The 18,940-nt window shown below is 62.9% G+C and carries 15 protein-coding genes; 9 read left to right on the top strand and 6 right to left on the bottom strand.

Translation table 11 applies throughout. The annotated features are described in order from the left end of the window. Positions 1–18 precede the first annotated feature (18 nt). Genes DB032_RS22530 through DB032_RS22520 form a run of 3 tightly spaced genes read right to left on the bottom strand, consistent with a single transcriptional unit; the run spans position 19 to position 3,859 of the window. Complete coding sequence (locus DB032_RS22530) at positions 19–1,071, bottom strand: DUF6396 domain-containing protein (protein ID WP_107801424.1); 1,053 nt, start codon at positions 1,069–1,071, stop codon at positions 19–21. Next, positions 1,064–3,004: a phosphatidylserine/phosphatidylglycerophosphate/cardiolipin synthase family protein gene (locus DB032_RS22525; RefSeq protein ID WP_107801423.1), complete on the bottom strand. Its 1,941-nt coding sequence runs from the start codon at positions 3,002–3,004 to the stop codon at positions 1,064–1,066. Before DB032_RS22525 ends, DB032_RS22530 begins: the two co-directional genes overlap by 8 nt. Positions 3,005–3,007: 3 nt before the next feature. Continuing rightward, positions 3,008–3,859 (bottom strand): DUF2345 domain-containing protein, encoded by an 852-nt coding sequence (locus DB032_RS22520; protein WP_107801422.1) that lies wholly within the window; start codon positions 3,857–3,859, stop codon positions 3,008–3,010. Between the two features lie 393 nt (positions 3,860–4,252). On the opposite strand from DB032_RS22520, the gene DB032_RS22515 reads away from it, so the two are divergent. Beyond that, on the top strand, positions 4,253–5,575 hold the full coding sequence (locus tag DB032_RS22515) for an MFS transporter (RefSeq protein ID WP_107801421.1): 1,323 nt from the start codon (positions 4,253–4,255) through the stop codon (positions 5,573–5,575). A 60-nt stretch (positions 5,576–5,635) separates the two neighbouring features. On the opposite strand, the gene hslU is transcribed toward DB032_RS22515, so the two are convergent. Together hslU and hslV are read right to left on the bottom strand one after the other, a co-directional pair. Further along, positions 5,636–6,979, bottom strand: a complete 1,344-nt coding sequence (gene hslU / locus DB032_RS22510) for an ATP-dependent protease ATPase subunit HslU (RefSeq protein WP_107801420.1) — start codon at positions 6,977–6,979, stop codon at positions 5,636–5,638. Between the two features lie 56 nt (positions 6,980–7,035). Continuing rightward, positions 7,036–7,611 carry an ATP-dependent protease subunit HslV gene (gene hslV / locus DB032_RS22505; RefSeq protein WP_107801419.1) on the bottom strand — a complete coding sequence of 192 codons (576 nt, stop codon included), beginning with the start codon at positions 7,609–7,611 and terminating at the stop codon, positions 7,036–7,038. Positions 7,612–7,836: 225 nt separating this feature from the next. Here hslV and DB032_RS22500 point away from each other — a divergent pair, with 225 nt between their 5' ends. The 8 genes from DB032_RS22500 (at position 7,837) to DB032_RS22465 (ending at position 17,542) form a co-directional block, all read left to right on the top strand. After that, positions 7,837–8,544 carry an energy transducer TonB gene (locus DB032_RS22500; RefSeq protein WP_107801418.1) on the top strand — a complete coding sequence of 236 codons (708 nt, stop codon included), beginning with the start codon at positions 7,837–7,839 and terminating at the stop codon, positions 8,542–8,544. Next, on the top strand, positions 8,541–9,218 hold the full coding sequence (locus tag DB032_RS22495) for a MotA/TolQ/ExbB proton channel family protein (RefSeq protein ID WP_107801417.1): 678 nt from the start codon (positions 8,541–8,543) through the stop codon (positions 9,216–9,218). Before DB032_RS22500 ends, DB032_RS22495 begins: the two co-directional genes overlap by 4 nt. Next, the gene (locus DB032_RS22490) at positions 9,205–9,615 is read left to right on the top strand and encodes a biopolymer transporter ExbD (protein WP_048415369.1); all 411 of its coding nucleotides are present in this window, start codon (positions 9,205–9,207) and stop codon (positions 9,613–9,615) included. Before DB032_RS22495 ends, DB032_RS22490 begins: the two co-directional genes overlap by 14 nt. Before the next feature lie 498 nt (positions 9,616–10,113). After that, entirely contained in the window at positions 10,114–12,369 is a 2,256-nt protein-coding gene (locus DB032_RS22485; protein ID WP_107801416.1) for a TonB-dependent siderophore receptor, read from the top strand. 201 nt (positions 12,370–12,570) lie between these two features. Beyond that, positions 12,571–13,251, top strand: coding sequence for a Fe2+-dependent dioxygenase (locus tag DB032_RS22480; RefSeq protein WP_107801415.1), 681 nt, complete (start codon positions 12,571–12,573; stop codon positions 13,249–13,251). Positions 13,252–13,463: 212 nt separating this feature from the next. Further along, positions 13,464–15,305, top strand: coding sequence for a DUF3857 domain-containing transglutaminase family protein (locus tag DB032_RS22475; RefSeq protein WP_158274399.1), 1,842 nt, complete (start codon positions 13,464–13,466; stop codon positions 15,303–15,305). Between the two features lie 249 nt (positions 15,306–15,554). Next, positions 15,555–16,112, top strand: a complete 558-nt coding sequence (locus tag DB032_RS22470) for a PAS domain-containing protein (RefSeq protein ID WP_107801413.1) — start codon at positions 15,555–15,557, stop codon at positions 16,110–16,112. Beyond that, on the top strand, positions 16,109–17,542 hold the full coding sequence (locus DB032_RS22465; RefSeq protein WP_107801412.1) for a methyl-accepting chemotaxis protein: 1,434 nt from the start codon (positions 16,109–16,111) through the stop codon (positions 17,540–17,542). The genes DB032_RS22470 and DB032_RS22465 overlap by 4 nt, the downstream gene beginning before the upstream one ends. 344 nt (positions 17,543–17,886) lie before the next feature. Here the strand turns inward: DB032_RS22465 and DB032_RS22460 are convergent, their stop codons facing one another. Further along, complete coding sequence (locus DB032_RS22460; protein WP_107801411.1) at positions 17,887–18,336, bottom strand: hypothetical protein; 450 nt, start codon at positions 18,334–18,336, stop codon at positions 17,887–17,889. Between the last annotated feature and the right edge of the window lie 604 nt (positions 18,337–18,940).

The raw sequence follows: 18,940 nt of genomic DNA, 5'->3' as shown, positions 1-18,940 counted from the left end.
GACAAGGCGTACAGCGTTTTAACCATGCTTGCCGTTCAGCGGCCGTCCGGTCTTAGGGTCCAGGCCCTTGGCCGCGGCCAGTTGGCTCATCAAGGCTTCCGACGGTTTTTCCGGCGGCAGATTGGCCTTGAACGCTTCCAGCCACTTCAACTTGCCGTCCCAGGCCGGCAGCGGGGCCGGCGGCAGCGGCACGATCTCGTCCAGTTCCGGCACCTTGGGATGGGCGTAGGAGTAGTCGCTGAGAACATCGCTAATGATTTTGTAGCGACGGCTACGCTCATCATCCTGCTTCAGACCCAAGTCATTCCATTGTTTGTTAGCATCTGTGATTGCACCAAAACCTTTTTCTAGCTTAAAAGCCGCTGCTTCATTTCCACTTTTAGTTGCCAGTTGGAAAAACTTAACAGCCTCAATAAAGTTTTGTTCAAAGCGTTGTTGATATGCGTAATCCGAAGCAGCCTTCCCATGTCCCTGCTCTCCTGCACACTTGAGCATTTGAGTCCCTACAGCAAACGGCCCTGGCTGCGCAATCGTCAGCCCCGTCAGCTTGTCCCCCACCAGATACTGTGCATCCGGGCTGCCCAGGTCCGCCGCCTTGCGGTAGTAACGGTTGGCCAGCTCCTCGTCCTGTTTCACGCCGTAGCCGGCCTTCAGATAACGCCCCATATCGTAATAGCCGCCGGGAATGCCGCGGTCTATCAGCTCCTGGGTCAGGTCCAGCGTTTCCTTGACCGGGTCCTCACTGCGCGCCGTGCCCCGCCCTATCATGTCGCGCAGCTCCAGATTGGCCTTGTAATGGCCGTGAGCCGTGGCAATGCGGTAATAACGCTCCATCTCCGGGAAGCGCAGCGGGTCTTCCTTCTCGATCTGGTTCTTCTGCAACCAGCGGGCGTAGCGGTATAACTGCTCCGCTTCCGGGATCAGAGCCGGCAAATGGTCTTTCTCATACGCGCAGTTGAAGGCCAACTTGGCTTCGACTTCTTTCAAATCAGGCACGGAACGCTCCTTGGCACCGCCGCAGGCGGCCAGGCTCAGGGTCAGAATCAGGGTCAGAAATGCAGGCTTAATCACTATTGCTCCGGGCAGGATCAGTACGCAGGAATTCACGGAGTGGTGCTAGAGGGGGTTGTGAGAACTTAAATGCGTTCTTATTCTCGCTTAAGATATCCTGCCAAGTCTTAAATGCCTCTTTAGCACTACTTTCCCTATCCATCCTATCTGGGTTTGCTCCCCCACGATATTGAGTATGCCTCCCCCACAACTCCTGGCGTAGCGGCTTGGAGATTTCCGGCCGATCCAGCGCAATGTTCAGCTCGCTGTCCACCTGCATGCTGCGGGTGTTGATATTGGCCGAGCCCAGCGTCAGAAAAGCGTCGTTGATAATCATCAGCTTGGCGTGGATATAGGTTTCAGCCCATGCCCCCCCAGGGGAGTCCGGCGCCACGATGGAGCAAATATGGGTTTTCAGGCCAGGCTGCTCAACCGCGGCAATGGGGGCGTCCGGCTTTTGGGCGGCTTCGTATTCCTTTTCCATCCGCTCCCGATAAGCCGTGGCGTCTGCCTCCGCTTCCTTGATCTTGCTTTTGAGCTTTGCCGGCGCCATGACGTTCAAGGCGCTCACCACTTTGGCCTCCCGTTCCGCCTGCTTGGCCTGGCCCAGCCTGGCCTCCACATCATCCGCCTTTTCCTGGCGCGCCACGCCGGGAATCGTATCGGCGCGCCCCAGGCTGTCCAGCATCCGGTAGGTGTTGACCGTGCCGGCGCCCACGCCGGCGTCGCTGGTATTGGTGATCACGAACAGATAGATAGGATAGGGGCGGCCGGCCTGCTTCTGCGCCTTGGCCACATCCTTGATCTTTTCCGCCAGCGGCGGCCAGCGGAAATACTGGTTTTCGATGAAGATGTAGGAGGTGACATTGTTGACCGCCTTCAGATACAGCTTCTTGATGTCCTGTTTCTTGTATTCCGGCTGGGTGCGCAGCAGCTGCACCATGGCGGCCTTATTGGCCTGCCCATCCACCCGCGGCGCATAACTGCCGAAACCGCAGCCGGGCAACGGCAGGTCTTCCTTGGTTTCGTCGCGCCAGGCGCGGCGGAAATTGTGGAACAGATCGCCCACCGCCGGGCCGGTGATCAGGCTGGAAAAATCCTCGCGCGGCCCCACCGTGCCGTTGCGGCCCAGATTGGGCGCTTTGGGCTTGGCGCTGTGGGCATTGGTGTCCCAGTACTCGTCCAACATATTGTGACCCATGACGAAACCGACATGGGCTTGCGCGTCGTCGTAATCCACCAGCACCATTTTCTGGTGATGGCTGGGGCCTATCGCCAAGGCGGTCTTGGTTCTTTTCTTCAAACCCTTATCGTCGTAATCCTGCGTTGCAATATGAGTGCGGGTATAAGGGCCAAAGCCGCGGCTGCGGAAATGCAGGTATTTACTGGGGATATCCTTGTGAAATCTGTCCCGCACAATCTTGTCCGAGGCGCCGGCCGCCGGCTGGTCCTCGTCATACCAGGAATACCACTGCGAATCGTATTTATACTGCTCCGGGGTTTCATAGCCCGGCTTGTCCTTAATCCCCACACTCCAGCGGCCCGGGGTTTGCGACTCATCCACCGTGGCGCCGGTGCTGTTGACGTACATGCCGGCCGGCTTGGAGGCAAAACACAGCACCCGCACCTGCACGCCCTGCTTGGCCTTGTGCTCCAGCAGCTTGCCTATCTGCGCCGGCACGGCTTCCGCGATGTCCGCGTACTTCACCATGTCCGCGCCCTTGCGGACAAAGTACATGGACGGCTGAAAGCCCCAGCAGATGATGCTGACGTTTTTCTTGGCCTTGGCGATGACGTAATGCACCGAGGCAAACGCCGCCTCGCCGTTGACCAGGGGCTGGAAGCTGCCCTCATGGGGCGCGTATTCGCTGGTCTGCAAAAACCAGGGCAGGGTCAAATTGGCCCGTAGCGGCTCTTTGACGCAGATCGGGGAGACTATCGTGTTCGCGCTCATTTATTACTCTCCTGCGGGCGAAGCGTCGGCCTCGCCATTCAGCAAACGGTGGTAGCGCGCGCGCGCATGCTCATCCGGCTCCACGCGGCCGTCCGGCGGCGCGCCGCCGGCCACGACTTTATGGAATCCGGCGTTGGCCAGCGCGCCCTTGTCCGGTTTGCTCAGCTCATTGGCCACCGGGATATCGAACTTGACGCCGTTGGCCAGCTCCACCGTGTATTTTTGCGTGGTGACCGCATGTTTGACCGCCAGGTGGCCGCTTTCGTCAATGATGCCGCGCTCCACCTCGCCGCCGTCGGCATGCAGGGTATAGGGCATGCCGGTCCAGCTGCTGTTGCCGCCTTGCGGCGATTGATCCAGGCGCAGCGACAACGGCATCCTGGGAATGCTCTGCGGATAATCCGGATGCGTGACCGTCATTTGCGCCGGCCCGCTCATCTGATGGCTGGCGCCCTTCACCGACACCTTGCCGGGGCAATGCAGCTCGATATTGCCGCCGGCGATGCGGATGTAAGCGCCGCCGCTGACGTTGAGCAGGATTTCCCGCTTGGCCGCCACCGTGATTCTTTCCTTGCAGGAAGTCACCGTCACGTCCTTGTCCGCGGTGACCTCGACGCTGTCGCTCTGCGCCAACATCTGCACCTTGCCCTTGGCCGCAATCAGCTTCAGCGAAATCTTGTCTTGCAGGCCGGTAACGAACAGGCTGATGTGCTGGCCCACATTGTGAATCCAGCGCCGGCCGCTGGTCTGGTTGGTGTCCCGCTGCGCCACCAGGTCCAGATTGCTGCCCGCGGCCAGGGTGTGGCTTTGCTGGCTCAGGCTGGCGATGCCGGCCGGCGCGGACAGGATGAGCAAGGGCTGGCGGCCGGTCTGTTCCTTGGCGGTTTTGCCGTCCTCGCTGCGTTTCGTTTCCGCCGCTGCGTTGTCTGCTGAGGAGGTGAAATATACGTTACAGCCCCCGCTCCGTCAACACCTATTTTGAAAAAAGAGAGGGTTTTTAAGATATCAACACCTAAGTCAATGATTTAAATGGATATCATCCATAAAGAATTTTACAAGAACTTTTGGGCAAGCCGGAAAACAAGGCTTCCCAGCTTGTTGTCGTCGGCAGATAAGCTGCGAAAGCGGGCAGATTTTCCCCGGTTTTTCCGAAAAACCCGCTTTCCGGCAAATTATTCGGCGCAGACTTTATGCCTTAGTCATTAATTGTTAAGCTAAGCGCATCCCCACCGCCCAGGAGCCCTCCTCATGCAGCAAACCTTGCGTCAACGATTGGAGGGCCTGCCCGCGCCGTTTTACGCCTTGATGCTGAGCGACGTGCTGAGCGGGCTGGCGATGGGCGCCGGTTACGTCGCCATCAGCTGGTGGGTGGTGCAATCCGGCGGCGCGCGCGATATGGCGTGGTTCGGCTCGATCACCGCGCTGGTGATGTTGCTGTCGCTGCCGCTGACCGCGCCCTTGGGCGACCGCCTGCCCAAGAACCGGCTGATAGGCGGCGGCATGCTGTTGGCGATGTTGAGCGCCCTGCTGTTGGCGCTGATGGCGGCCATGGGCTGGTATCGCATCGGCTGGGTGATTGCGGTGGAGTCGCTGGCCATGCTGGCCTGGTCCATCGTGCTGCCGTCCATGCTGAGCATCGCCGCCGAGATGGTGCCGGCGGCCAGACTGGGCGATGCGCTGTCCTTGCAGAAAAGCTCGCAGTCGGCCGGCAATCTGATCGGCCCGGTCTTGGGCGGCGGCCTGATGGCGGCGACCTCACCCACCCTGACTCTGCTGGCCTATGCCTTCTTGCTGGTGGTGGCCGCCGCGGCCTCCTTATATGTGCGCGTGCCGCCGCGCGCGGCAGGCGCCGTCCGCAGCCCCTGGCTGGAAGATATCCGCAGCGGCTTGTACGCGCGCTGGCGCATTCCGCTGGAACGCTATTGGACCTTGGCGGTATTCATCACCCTGGTGGCCTTCATGCCGCTGGTGACCACCTTGCTGCCGGTCAAGCTGCATGCGCTGGGTTTGTCCGCCGCCTGGCTGGGCGGTTGCGAGGCGGCGATCAGCGCCGGCATGCTGCTGGGTTCGCTATGGTTCACCCATGTGCTGCTGCGCCGCTTCAGCCGTTACCAGGCGCGCACCCTCGGCATGCTGGTCTGCGGTGTATTGATGCTGGTGGTGGCGCTCAGCGACAACCCTTGGCTGATCCTGGCCTGTTTCGCGGTGATGGGGCTGATGTTCGCGCTGAACCAGCTGATCGGCCAGACCCACCGCACGCTGGCGGTGCCGGAGAATTACCGCGCGCGCTTTTCCGCCATCAATGTGATGCTGGTGAAGATAGGCTCGATGCTGGGGCCGGCGCTGGCCGGAGCGCTGCTGCATGTGCTGCCGCTGGACCGGGTTTATCTGATCTTCGCGTTGCTGCATTTGGCCACCGTGCTGCCCATGCTGCTGTTGCCGGGCTTGAAGGCTTTCCTGGAGCTGGACCACGAGGAGGTGAAGGATTGGTATTGGCGGCATCACCCGGAGGCGTTCCGCGATTTGGCGGCCATGCCAGCCGCCGCCAAGCCGGCCTGTGAGACGCGCTGAGACGGATGCAAAAACGGCGGCCATCGGCCGCCGTTCGCGTTTCTATATATAAGGAGTGGATCAGAGCACGTAACGCGCCAGATCTTCGCGCTCGGCCACCTGCTCCAGCTTGCTGTCGACATAGGCGGCGTCGATCTCGCAGCGGCCGGCCTTGGCGTCGAATGCCACTTCTTCCAGCAGCTTTTCCATCACGGTGTAGAGACGGCGCGCGCCGATGTTCTCGGTTTTCTCGTTGACCCGCCAGGCGATCTCGGCCAGGCGCTGGATGCCGGATTCGGCAAACTCCAGTTCCACGCCCTCGGTGGCCATCAACGCCTGGTACTGACGGGTCAGGCAGGCGTTGGTGCTGGTGAGGATGGCCTTGAAGTCGTCCACGGTCAGCGAGGAGAGTTCAACGCGGATGGGCAGACGGCCTTGCAGTTCCGGGATCAGGTCCGACGGCTTGGACAGCTGGAAGGCGCCGGAGGCGATGAACAGGATGTGGTCGGTCTTGACCATGCCGTACTTGGTGGACACGGTGGTGCCTTCCACCAGCGGCAGCAGGTCGCGCTGCACGCCGGCGCGCGAGACGTCGGCGCCGCCCTGGCCTTCGCTGCGGCTGGTGACCTTGTCGATCTCGTCCAGGAACACGATGCCGTTCTGCTCGACGTTCTTCAGCGCTTCGGCGCGCAGTTCCTCGTCGTTGACCAGCTTGGCGGCTTCCTCGTCGATCAACTGCTTGCGCGCCTCCGTCACCTTCATCTTGGCCGTCTGTTTCTTGCCGGAGCCCATGCCCTGGAACATGCCTTGCAGCTGGCTGGCGAAATCCTCCATCCCCGGCGGGGCCATCACATTCATCTGCGCCGCCGGCGCGGCGATTTCGATTTCGATCTCTTTATCGTCCAGCGCGCCTTCGCGCAGCATCTTGCGGAATTTCTGGCGGGTGGCGCCGTCTTCCGGCTTGGCCTCCGCTTCCGGCTCGCCGCCGAAGAAACCGGCCTGCTGACGCGGACGCGGCAGCAGCACGTCCAGGATGCGGTCTTCCGCCGCGTCTTCCGCGCGCGGGCGGTTGCGCTTGATGGCGGCGTCGCGAGTGTCCTTGATCGCCACTTCCACCAGGTCGCGGATGATGGTGTCCACATCGCGGCCGACATAGCCCACCTCGGTGAACTTGGTGGCTTCTATCTTGATGAAGGGCGCGCCGGACAACTTGGCCAGGCGGCGGGCGATCTCGGTCTTGCCCACACCGGTGGGGCCTATCATCAGGATGTTCTTGGGGGTGATTTCGCTGCGCAGCGGCTCGGCCACCTGCTGGCGGCGCCAGCGGTTGCGCAAGGCCACCGCCACCGCGCGCTTGGCGGCGTTCTGGCCGATGATGTGTTGGTCCAGCTCGTGGACGATTTCCTGCGGGGTCATTTGCGTCATGACATTCTCCAGCCGGAAGCGGCGCTCCCGGCGATTTGATTCTTGAATCGGGCGGCTCAGTTGGCTGCCGGCTCTTTGCCTTCCGGCTCTTCGGCGTCGTCCAACAGCTCGATCACATGGTTGTGGTTGGTGTAGATGCAGATGTCGCCGGCGATCTCCAGCGATTTCTTCACTACCACTTCCGGCGCCAGATCGGTGTTTTCAAACAGCGCGCGCGCCGCGGACTGGGCGTAGGCGCCGCCGGAGCCGATGGCGGCGATGCCTTGCTCCGGTTCCAGCACGTCGCCGTTGCCGGTGATGATCAGGGTGCTGTTCTTGTCGGCGACGATCAGCATCGCCTCCAACCGGCGCAGCATGCGGTCGGTGCGCCAGTCCTTGGCCAGTTCCACCGCCGACACCAGCAGATTGCCCTGATGTTTTTGCAGCTTGGCTTCAAAACGCTCGATCAGGGTGAAGGCGTCGGCGGTGCCGCCGGCAAAGCCCGCCAGCACCTTGCCGCCGTGCAGCTTGCGCACCTTGCGCGCCGAGGCCTTGATCACGATGTTGCCCAGGGTGACCTGGCCATCCCCACCCAGCGCCACGCGATTGCCGCGGCGAATGGACACGATGGTGGTTCCGTCGAACTGTTGCATGTTTTGTATTCCAATAATGTCGCCACCGGCACTCCGCCGTGGCCAATGCTGCAAAATATGCAGGCAAAACCATGGATTGCAAGCGCCGGGCCGCTCCGGCGCGCCGGCGGACGCGACACTTGGCAAAATCCTTTTCCCGTCATTTATTTACCCATATCAATGACGTGAGGATATACGCGTTTTCCAGCTTGGATAATGAGAATAGTTTGTATTATCATCACCGTCATGAACCAGCGAATTCTTCAATACTCGGCGCTCTCCAGCACCGTGGGCCTGCATGCCCTGGTCTTCGTGCTGATGGGCGGCGCAGTGGCGATGCAGGCGCCGATCACGCTGCCGCGCGTCGCCAGCATGGAAATGATCAGCCTGGCCGCGCCCAGCAAGGCCGCCGCGCCGGCTGCACCCAAGCAGCAGCCCAAGCCCGAGAAAAAGCCGACGCCGCAGGTCAAGCCCACCCCGACGCCGAAGCCGACTCCGGTCAAACCCAAGGTAATGGCCACGCCCACGCCGGCCGCGCCCAGCGCCAAGGCCATCAGCGTGCCCACCGCCGCCCCCGCGGCGGAAAGCAAGCCCAGCGCGGCCACCAGCTCCGCCGAAGGCGGCAGCTCGCGCGGCCAGTCCGCCGACGCCAAGCCCTCGATCACCGAGCCGATGTACCGGGGCGGCTATCTGAACAATCCCAAGCCGGCCTACCCGGCGCTGTCCATCGAGGAAGGCGAAACCGGCACCGTGCAGCTGCGGGTGCACGTATCCGCCCAAGGCCAGCCGCTGGACGTGGCGCTGGCCAACACCAGCGGCTTCCCGCGCTTGGACCGCGCCGCCCTGGCGGCGGTGAAGAAATGGACCTTCACCCCGGCCAAACGCGGCAATGAAGCCATCGCCTACACCTTTATCGTTCCCGTTGAATTTTCTTTGAAGTCTGCCAAATCATGAATCTAATGACTGTATTCCAACAAGGGGACGCCGTGCTGGTCGCGGTGTTCATGATCCTGGTCCTGATGTCGGTGCTGACCTGGTACCTGATCCTGGTTCGCGGCGTCAGCACCTGGCATATCCGCCGCGCCAACAAGCAGGCCGAGGCCGCGCTGTGGGACGCCCCCAACTGGAAACAGGCGGAAACCCAGCTGCAGGATTCCCGCGCGCCCTTCGCCAACCTCACCCGCCAGGGCCTGGCCGCGCTGCGCCACTACCGCAGCCAGGCTGAGCGCCCGCTGGGCCAGAGCTGCGATCTGGACGAATTCCTGACCCGCGCCATCCGCAAGGGCCTGGCCCAGGAAAACGGCAAGCAGGAAACCGGCATGACCGTGCTGGCCTCGGTGGGCTCCACCGCGCCCTTCATTGGCTTGTTCGGCACGGTATGGGGCATTTACCACGCGCTGGTGAACATCGGCGCGGCCGGCCAGGTCACCATCGCCGCGGTGGCCGGCCCCATCGGCGAGGCCCTGGTGGCCACCGCCGCCGGCCTGGCCGCCGCCATCCCCGCGGTGCTGGCCTACAACGCCCTGACCCGCATGCAGCGCATCATGGCTCAGGACATGGACTACTTCGCCCACGATCTGCACGCCCAGCTGCTGACTCAGTCCGGAGAGATCGATGGCCTTCGGTAGTTTCGACAAGGGCGGCTCCGCCCCGATGGCCGACATCAACACCACCCCGCTGGTGGATGTGATGTTGGTGCTGCTGGTGGTGTTCATCATCACCACCCCGCTGCTGACCAATACCGTCAAGTTGGATCTGCCGCAGGCCAGCGCCGCCGCGCAGCAGAGCCAGCCCAAGGAAATCCGCCTGGCCATAGACGCCGCCGGCGCGGTGTTCTGGAACGACGTCAAAGTGCCGGAAGGCGAGCTGGACGCCCGTTTCGCCGCCGCCGCCCGCGACAACCCGCAAGTGGAGCTGCACTTGTTCGCCGACAAGAGCGTGCGTTACGAAACCGTGGCCAAAACCCTGGCCAGCGCCCAACAAGGCGGCATCAGCAAGATCGGCTTCGCCACCGAAGCGCCGTAAAGACCGCCAGCGAGCAGGCCGGCGCCCGCCGGCCGCTCGCGCAGAGCCGTCACGCAAGCCCACGCCATTGGTTTGCTTGAGGACTCTGCCAGCCGGCCCCTAAGAACGTGTTTACGATCTCGCGAGCTAAGGCGAGACAAGGCGTTGTGGCTGAGAAAGCGGAATGTACGCGCGGTACATGAGCATTTCGAAACCGTTTTTAACGCTGTGTCGCCGACGCGCAGCAGATCGTAAACAGGTTCTAAGGGCCTGAGCCGCAGTAGACGCGAGATCCGCGTCCCGTACCCGCCAGCGCGCAGCCGCTTATCCAGCCGCTATTTCGCGCCGGTTCCTCATCCCTCTCCACCCACTCCACGGACTGCCGCCGCGCAGATCAGGAGGGCCTTCGTCCGCTCCTTGCCCGGACCAGGCCGGAGAAGCGCGCAGTCAGGCAAAGAAGAGCAGAGCCGGCCTTAGCCGGCCGGCGATTATAACGACACAAACAAAATGAGAACCCTGATGGAACATCTGCCCACCCCAAGCCGCGGCAGCGGCATCGTCGCGCGCAAGTTGCCCGCGAAAATCGGCGCCGGCATGCTCGCCGCCGCCCTCTCCCCCGGACTGGCCCTGGCCGCCGACGCGCCCACCAAACTGGAAACCGTGCGCGTGGAAGGCGAAACGCCGGTGCGCGGCAGCCTGAAGACCGAATCCAGCGCCATCGGCAAGCTGAACCAGAAGCTGAAGGACATCCCGCAATCGGTCACCGTGCTCAGCAAGCAATTGCTGGAAGACCAGGCCGTCTCCAATTTGAAGGACGCGCTGCGCAACGTGCCCGGCATCACCTTCGCCGCCGGCGAAGGCGGCCGCACCGGCGACCAGGTGGTGATCCGCGGTTTTTCCGCCTTCACCGACACCTATCTGGACGGCATGCGCGACATCGGCCAGTACAACCGCGACACCTTCAACCTGGAAAAAGTGGAAGTGCTGAAGGGCGCCAGCTCCATGCTGTTTGGCCGCGGCTCCACCGGCGGCGTGGTCAACCAGGCCAGCAAGACGCCGTTCGCCGGCTCTCTGGTGGCGGGTGAAATGAGCGTCGGCAGCAATCGCTTCGCTCGCTCCACCTTCGACATCAACCAGGCGTTCAGCGACAGCGCCGCGATGCGCGTCAACCTGATGGCCACCGACGACGGCAGCGACCGCGGCCCGGTGAAGAACCAGCGCTTCGGCGTCGCGCCGTCCCTGGCCTTCGGCCTGGGCGAACCCACCACCCTGGTGCTGTCCTACTTCCACCAGAAGGAAGATAATGTTCCGGACTACGGCATCCCGTTCAACGCCAACACCCAGCAGCCCATCGACGTGCCGCGCGACCGCTTCTACGGCCTGAACAGCGACTTCGAGAAAACCCAGACCGACATCCTCACCGCCAAGCTCACCCACCGCTTCAGCGACGACCTGGTGCTGAGCAACCAATTGCGTTTCAACCGCTTCTGGCGCGATGTGTCGCCGACCGCGCCGCGCAATCCATCAAAACAACTGAATAAACCAGCCAACCAAGGCGGAACCTGGACCGGACGCTATGTTTGCGGCGACGCGGTTAGCGGCCAAGTCGTCGACCCCAACTCCGCGATGTGCCGCAGCAAGCCGATGCGCGACGGCATCGATTGGTCGTGGAACAACCAGACCGATCTGGTCAGCAAGTTCGATACCGGCAGCGTGCGCCATACGCTGCTGACCGGCTTGGAGCTGAGCAAGGAAAAATCCGACACCAACCGCTACGCCACGCTTGGCCTAGTTGCTCCCACCGACCGGGACAATCCCAATCCGGGATCGCCCACCGACCTCAGCCGCTACCGCAGCAGCAACACCCAGTTCGACGCCAGCAATATCGGCCTGTACGCGATGGACACGCTGGAGCTGAACCCGCAATGGAAGGCCGTGGTGGGCGCGCGCTTCGACCGCTTCAGCGGCGACTACAAGATCCGCGCCGGCAAGCGCGACGGCTCCGTCAATCAAGACCCCAGCAGCAGCTACGACGTCAGCCGCACCGACAATGTGTGGAGCTGGCGCAGCGGCCTGATCTGGCAGCCCAGCAGCGCCCAGTCCTACTATCTGAGCTACGGCACCTCGTTCAACCCCTCGGGCGAGGCCTACGCGCTGGACAAGGCCACCGCCAAAGTGGATCCGGAAAAGAACCGCAATATCGAACTGGGCGCCAAGTGGGATCTGTTCGACGGCGACGCCAGCCTGCGCGCGGCGCTGTTCCGCATCGAGAAGACCAACGAACGCAACACCGATCCGCTGGACCAGAACACCGTGCTGCTGTCCGGCAAGCGCCACACCGACGGCGTGGAAGTGGAAGGCGCCGGGCGGCTGAGCGAACGCTGGGACGTCTTCGCCGGCCTGACCTTGATGAAGTCCCGCATCGACAAGGCCGCGCCGCCGGCCTTGGGCGCCTCCGGCACCGAAGGCAATATGCCGCGTTACACGCCCAAGGTCACCGCCAACCTGTGGACCACCTACAAGTTCACCGAAGAAGTGATCGGCGGTTTCGGCCTGACCCATGTGGGCAAGCGCTACGCGCATGAAGCCAACACCAACTACCTGCCGGCCTACACCGTGGCCAACGCGATGCTGGCTTACGAGACCCGCAAGTACAAGGTGCAGCTGAATGTGAACAACCTGGCCAACAAGACCTACTTCGACGGCGGCTACCCGGCGCACGCCACGCTGGGCACCCCGCGCGAAGCGCAACTGACGGTCAGCTTCAAGTACTAAGCAGGTGATTACGATCTCGCGAGCCAGAACGAGACCAGGCGCAAGCGGCTGAGAAAGCGGCCTGCGCCGATGGCGCATGAGCGCTTCGAAGCCGGCGCTCATCGCACAATGTCCCTACCGGCGCGCAGCAGATCGTAAACCGCTTGCAAGCCGGCTCCGGCCCCCGGTTCGCCGGGGGCTTGGCCCCATTACGGAGACCCCATGTTATTGCACATCCCCGCGGTGCTGAGCGCCGAAGAACTGGCGCTGGGCCGCGAACTGCTGGCCCGCGCCGACTGGGCGGACGGCCGCATCACCGCCGGCAGCCAGTCCGCCCAGGTCAAACGCAATCTGCAGCTGCCGCAGCAACTGCCGGAAGCCCAACAACTGCAGGCCATGGTGGAAGGCGCACTGCAACGCAACGGCCTGTTCTTCTCCGCCGCGCTGCCGGCCAAAATCTTCCCGCCGCTGTTCAACTGCTACCAGGCCGGCATGGACTTCGGCAACCACGTGGACAACGCCGTGCGCCGCCACCCCTTCGACAACGGCTGGGTGCGCACCGACGTGTCCTGCACCCTGTTCTTCAGCCGCCCGGACGAATACGAAGGCGGCGAACTGGTGATTGAAGACACTTACGGCAGCCATAGCGTCAAGCTGGACGCCGGCGACATGGTGCTCTATCCGTCCACCAGCCTGCACCGGGTGGAACCGGTCACCGCCGGCGCGCGGCTGGCGTCCTTCTTCTGGGTGCAAAGCATGATCGGCGACGACGGCAAGCGCCGGCTGCTGTTCGACATGGACGCGGCGATCTCCAGCCTGCGCCAGCAATTGGGCGACAACGAAGCCCTGGTGGCGCTGACCGCCAACTACCATAACCTGCTGCGGATGTGGGCCGCGCCGTGAACGCCCGTTGACCATCCGCCAGCTTGTCCCGCACTTGCGCGCGGGATCGCGGACAAGCTCAACAGCGACACAAAAAGCACACACATTCGCAAGCGCTAATATGCGAACATGGAACGCTTGACCCCATCCGGCGGCGCGGACGCCGGATGCGCGTTTTCTCCGCCCTCGCGCCGTATAATCATCACCGCAACATCACACTTTTCGATTCCACTATGCGTACACTCACTCTCGGGCTGGCCGCCGGCCTCTACAGCAGCTTCAGCGCCGCCGCGCTGCAACCGGTCAGCGAAGCGCCGCTGGCGGTCAAAACCGCCGTCAGCTGCCAGCACAATAAAGACAACAGCCTGGACTGCGTCACCAGCAAGCAATTCACCATCCTGCACCCCTCCGGCCGCGAACAGCTGTCCCGCATCGACTTCACCTACCCGGCCGAAGACCGCCTGCGGGTGGAGCAGGCCGAAGTGATCCAGCCCAACGGCAAAGTGATCAAACTGGGCAAATCCCAGATCGAAACCCGCGCCGCGCCCAATCCGGACGCCGGCGTCAGCCGCGACATGCAAACCTGGATGGCCTTCCCGGAATTGTCGGTGGGCAGCACCGTGTCCTACCGCATCAAGACCCACAGCGTGGCGCAGCCCTTGGTGCGCCAACTGCGCTACCAACTGGACCTGGGCCCGCAAAAAGCGCGCGAGGACAGCTTCAGCTTCGACCTCCAATCCACCCGCCCGCTGACCTGGCGCGGCATGATGCTGGACGATTACAGCGTGGACGCCAGCGCGGACCGCAAGCGCATCAAGGTGACGCTGCGCCAGCCGCGCTTCCTCAGCTATATCAACGAGTGGAACAACAGCGCGCTGCGCGAATGGCCGCAGCTGGTGATCGCCACCTCGGACCAGCCGCAAGACCACTTCGGCGCTCACGCCCGCCGCTACAACGAAATCCTGGCCGCGCCGCTGCCGCCGGCCGCCGCCGCCGTGGTGGCCGCCAACCAGGGCAAGCCGGCCGCGGAGCAGGCGGCCGCCTTCATGCAGCACATCAACCGCAACTACCGCTACCTCAACGACACCCGTCTGGCGGAACGCGGCCTGGTGCCGTTCACGCTGGCGGAAATCGAAAAGCACGGCTACGGCGACTGCAAAGACCTCTCCACCCTGCTGACCGCCATGCTGCGCCGCTCCGGCGTCGCCGCCGAGCCGGCGCTGATCTACCGCGGCAAGTTCGCCCCGCCGCTGCTGCTGCCCGGCATCGGCGCGCCCAACCACATGATCGTCCGCGCCGACATCGCCGGCCAGACCTGGTGGCTGGATCCGACCAACCCCTTCTTCCAGCCCGGCCGCATCATGTCTGACCTGCAAGACCGCTGGGCCTTCATCATCGGCAAGGACGGCGTGGTCAGCCAGACCCAGGTGCCGATGGAGCCGGCGCGCACCGATCTGAACATCAAACGTGAAAACGCGCTGCAAGCCGACGGCAGCGCCGAGGTCCGCGCCGATATCGAACTGGGCAACTCCACGCTGATCGACACCATTCTGCAAGACCGCTACCAGGGCGTCAGCGCCACCGACCAAAGCCTGTGCAACCGGCTGAGCAATCAGCCGGAAGGCTGCAAGGTCCAGCGCGACAAGACCTCCTTCATGGTGCCGTCCGTCTACCCGTTGCGCATGAGCGTGCGCGACCCGCGCATGCTGGAGAAGATCTCCGGCCTGTTTCTCTACGACTCCCACTTCAAGGGCGTGTGGGACAGCTTCGACAGCTACAAGCGCAACGGCAACCTGGCCGACGTCTACCTGGGCGACGCCAGCGCCATGCAGTCCGACGTGCTGCTCAAGGGCGCCAAGGCCATCCAGCCGGCCTTCGAGTGCAAGGTCAGCTCCCCCTGGTACGAGGTGAACGCCAAGCAGCAGCAAACCCCGGCCGGCATCCGCGTCCAGTACCAGATCAGCAATAAGGTGCGCTGGCTCAGCCACGCCGAGATCAACAGCCCGGAATTCGCCAAGCTGATAGACGATGCCCGCGCCTGCGTGTCCCAGATCCGCCAGATCGTCAAACTCTGAAAACCGCTTCCATGCCAGCGGCGCGCCCCAAGATGTTGAACCGGCTCTGACGCCCTGCCCACCCGCGCCGCAAAGGATGCCGAAGGCATCCTTTTGTTTTTGTAAGAACTGGATTATTAAGAAGTAATTTAAGCAGCACCCTGTCAAGCATGGGCAGTACAAATAAATAAACGCTTGCCCCTACTGGGCCAGTGGCCGAAAATGAACATTTAGAGGTTATGCAATCGACAAATAAGAGAGAAACAGACCATGACGCACCCCGCCGCCGGCCCGGCCAGCAAGGAAATCCGGCTCGCTCCTCATGAACTGATCATCACCAAGACCGACCCCACCGGCCACATCACCTACGCCAACCGCGTGTTCATGCGCATCGCCGGCTACGCCGAGCACGAACTGCTGGGCAAACCGCATAATCTGATCCGCCATCCCGACATGCCGCGCGGCGCCTACCGGCTGATGTGGAAAACCCTGCAACAGGGCCAGGAATTCTTCGCCGTGGTGAAAAACCACAGCAAAAACGGCGACTACTACTGGGTGCTGGCCAACGTCACCCCGGACTACGATCTGCGCGGCCAACTGCAAGGCTATTACTCCGTGCGCCGGCCGCCCAGCCAGGAAGCCATCAAGGCCATAGAACCCGTCTACGCCCAGATGCGCCAGATCGAAGCCAGCCACAACAAGGCCACCGCGCCTGACGCCTCCGTGGCCTGGCTGCTGCAAGTGCTGGCGGAAAAAGGCGTCAGCTATCAGGACTTCATCCTGTCCCTCAACGCCCAGGTGCTGCAAGCGCCGGGAGTCGCCGCATGAACCACGACAAAAAACCGCCCTTCCTGCGCACCCAGCTGGGCTGGTGCATCATCAGCTTCAACCTGCTGGTCGCCTTCTCGCTGCTGGACGGCTTCCTGTTCCCGGAAATCGTCGGCCACATCGTGGACGCGCTGCTGCTGGCCGTCTCCATCGCCCTGTCCCTGCTGCTGTGGCGCCACAGCGGCCGCATCTTCGGCCTGCTCAACACCCTGCACGAACAACTGGGCTACGCCAGCTCCGGCGAACTGCACCACCGCGCCACCGGCACCCGCAACCTGGGCGAAGTGGGCAAGCTCGCCTGGCAGCTCAACGATTTCCTCGACCTGATCGAAACCTATTTCAAGGAAATCAACACCTGCTTCAAGGCCATCAGCGCCGGCGACTACAGCCGCCGCCCGCTGAGCCAGGGCCTGCCGGGCATCCTGGCCAGCTCGCTGGGCAGCGTCAACCACGCCATCCAGACCATGGCCGACAACGACGGCTACATCCGCCGCAACCGCCTGTCCTCCCAGCTGGCCGCGCTCAACAACCCGCATTTGCGCAAGGACCTGGCCAGCAACCAGAGCGATCTGGAAGACATCAGCCAGGCCATGGCCGACGTGGCCGCCATCACCCAGGACACCGCCGACGGCGCGCGCGTCAGCCTGGAAACCGCCCAGCACCTGTCCGGCCACCTGGACACCATCGCCGACAGCGTCAGCAGCATGGACACCGCCAGCACCGCGCTGGCCCAGGAATGGCAGGGCATAGAAACCTCGCTGGCCGACATCTCCGCCATCGCCGACCAAACCAATCTGCTGGCGCTGAACGCCGCCATTGAAGCCGCCCGCGCCGGCGAAACCGGCCGCGGCTTCGCCGTGGTGGCCGACGAAGTGCGCAAGCTGGCCGAACGCAGCAAGAGCACCGCCAACAATGTGCAGGACGTGCTGGAAAACCTGTCGCTGCGCATCGGCAATATGCAGACCCAGGCCAGCGCCGCCGGCAATGTGGCCAGCCAGGTCAAGGACTCGGTGGAAACCTTCCGCCAGCGCTTCAGCAGCCAGGTGGAGCAGTCGCAGCAGGTAATGGCGCAGGTGAACCGCGTGCACGACAAATCCCAGCTCAGCCTGCAAAAGGTGGGCCACGTGATCTTCAAGCAGACCGCCTATCACTCGATAGAGGAGGCCAAGCCGCTGGAGCAGGGCAGCGAGCTGCAAGGCTGGCTGCAACTGCAAGGCCAGCAGTCTTTTGGCCAGACCCGCTCCTGGAGCGAGCTGGCGGCCACCGAGCAGCAGGCCAGCCAGCACATCGGCGCCGCGCTGGCGGTGTTTGGCCAGGAAGGCCCGCTGGACGAGCAGGAGATCGTCGAGCGGATGCAGAAGCTGGAGCAGGACAGCGGCCGCATCCTGCGCTATCTGGACAAGCTGGGCGAGGAGAAGCACGGCCAGTAAGCCGCGCGACAGTGTCTGCCACATCGGCAAGAGGCATTGGAGCCTCGGCGGACATTCAAGCAAGCAGGAATCAAGCGGGGCCGCTTTGGGCTGCCCCGCTTTTTTGCGTGCGCCGGCTCGGCGGCAAACGATGTCGGTGGGTATCGTCTAGCGGCTCCACCCACCCTACAAGACCATCCGCCGTAGGGTGAGTGGGACGCAGCGATACCCACGCGGAAACGCGATGGAATCGATGCTTGGGTCTCAATGGCGGGGTTTGGTGGGTATCGCCTACGGCTCCACCCACCCTACAAGACCATTCACCGTAGGGTGGGTGGAGCGCAGCGATACCCACCGCAAGACGTTTAGCGGTTTCGCAAGCGGATGCGGCGGAAGCGCGCTTCCAGGCTGAAACGCTGTCCCAGCGCCAGGTAGATCTGGTGTTGGCTGTCTACATGGCGGTAAACCCGGACCCGGTCGGCGCCCAGCAGCATCATGATTTCCAGATAGTTGAAGAAGCCCATCCACTGGCCGCGTCCGGCGCGGTCGTCAAAATCGATGTCGCGCGCCACGCGGCTGAGCAGGCCTTTACCGACGTATTCCCGATTGTCCTTCAGCCATTGCAACAGGTGAGCCGCGCATTCGCGGCCGTAGGCGTGGTCGGCGAGGAGATCCTTGCTGGGCGTAGGCATTTGCCAGTAATGCGGGTAGGTGCGGCCGGGGCAGAAGCGGACGAAGGGGAGCAGTGCGCTCTGTTGTTCCAGGGCGTTCAGTTTGTAGCGGCGGCGCGGGGGAAAGTTTTGAGGCTGTTGCATGGTGTTTCTCCTGCTGTGACACAAGATAAACCACCTGCCGAGAGAAGCGGAGGTATTAGGCAGGCGCGTGGCAGGATTGGCGTACCGGGTGTGTACCAGACCGGTGAGTGCATGGCACTCTCCCACCATGCGCCTGCCAAACGGCACAGCCATGGTGAAACAGCCCGCGCAGTATGCTGCGTAGGCTGGTGGTACACACGAACGGGACGCCAATCCCGTGTGCCGCATGTGGGCGGCAACGGGGGGATTGTTGCCGAGGGGGCGCTTGGGGTCAAGGTGGGGTGGTTGCTTTGATTGTGCGTGGCTGACTTGTTGAGTGATCTGGCTTTGAATCCGCTGCGCGGATAATGATTTTGGTGCCGCTTTCCGCGCTAACCGAGCGAGGCAAGCGTAGCGTCGCGAGGGGACACCTGGGCGCTACACAAGGTGGTCTTTTTTGAATAAGAGAGGTGGTTTAGCGAAGTGGGTCATTTCTGTGAATAACTTGACCCCATTGCTCTTGTCTGTGGATAAGCCTAGCTCCCTAAAAGAAAGCATGTATCCGACGCGCCCCTGGTCCCTTCAAGCCTGCCGCCGGGTGGCAGGCCCGAGGTTTTAAGCGGCT

Source organism: Chromobacterium sp. Panama (assembly GCF_003052555.1).
Lineage (GTDB): Bacteria > Pseudomonadota > Gammaproteobacteria > Burkholderiales > Chromobacteriaceae > Chromobacterium.
Note: the sequence above shows the minus strand (reverse complement) of the source record. Positions and strands in the feature narration are given on the sequence as shown.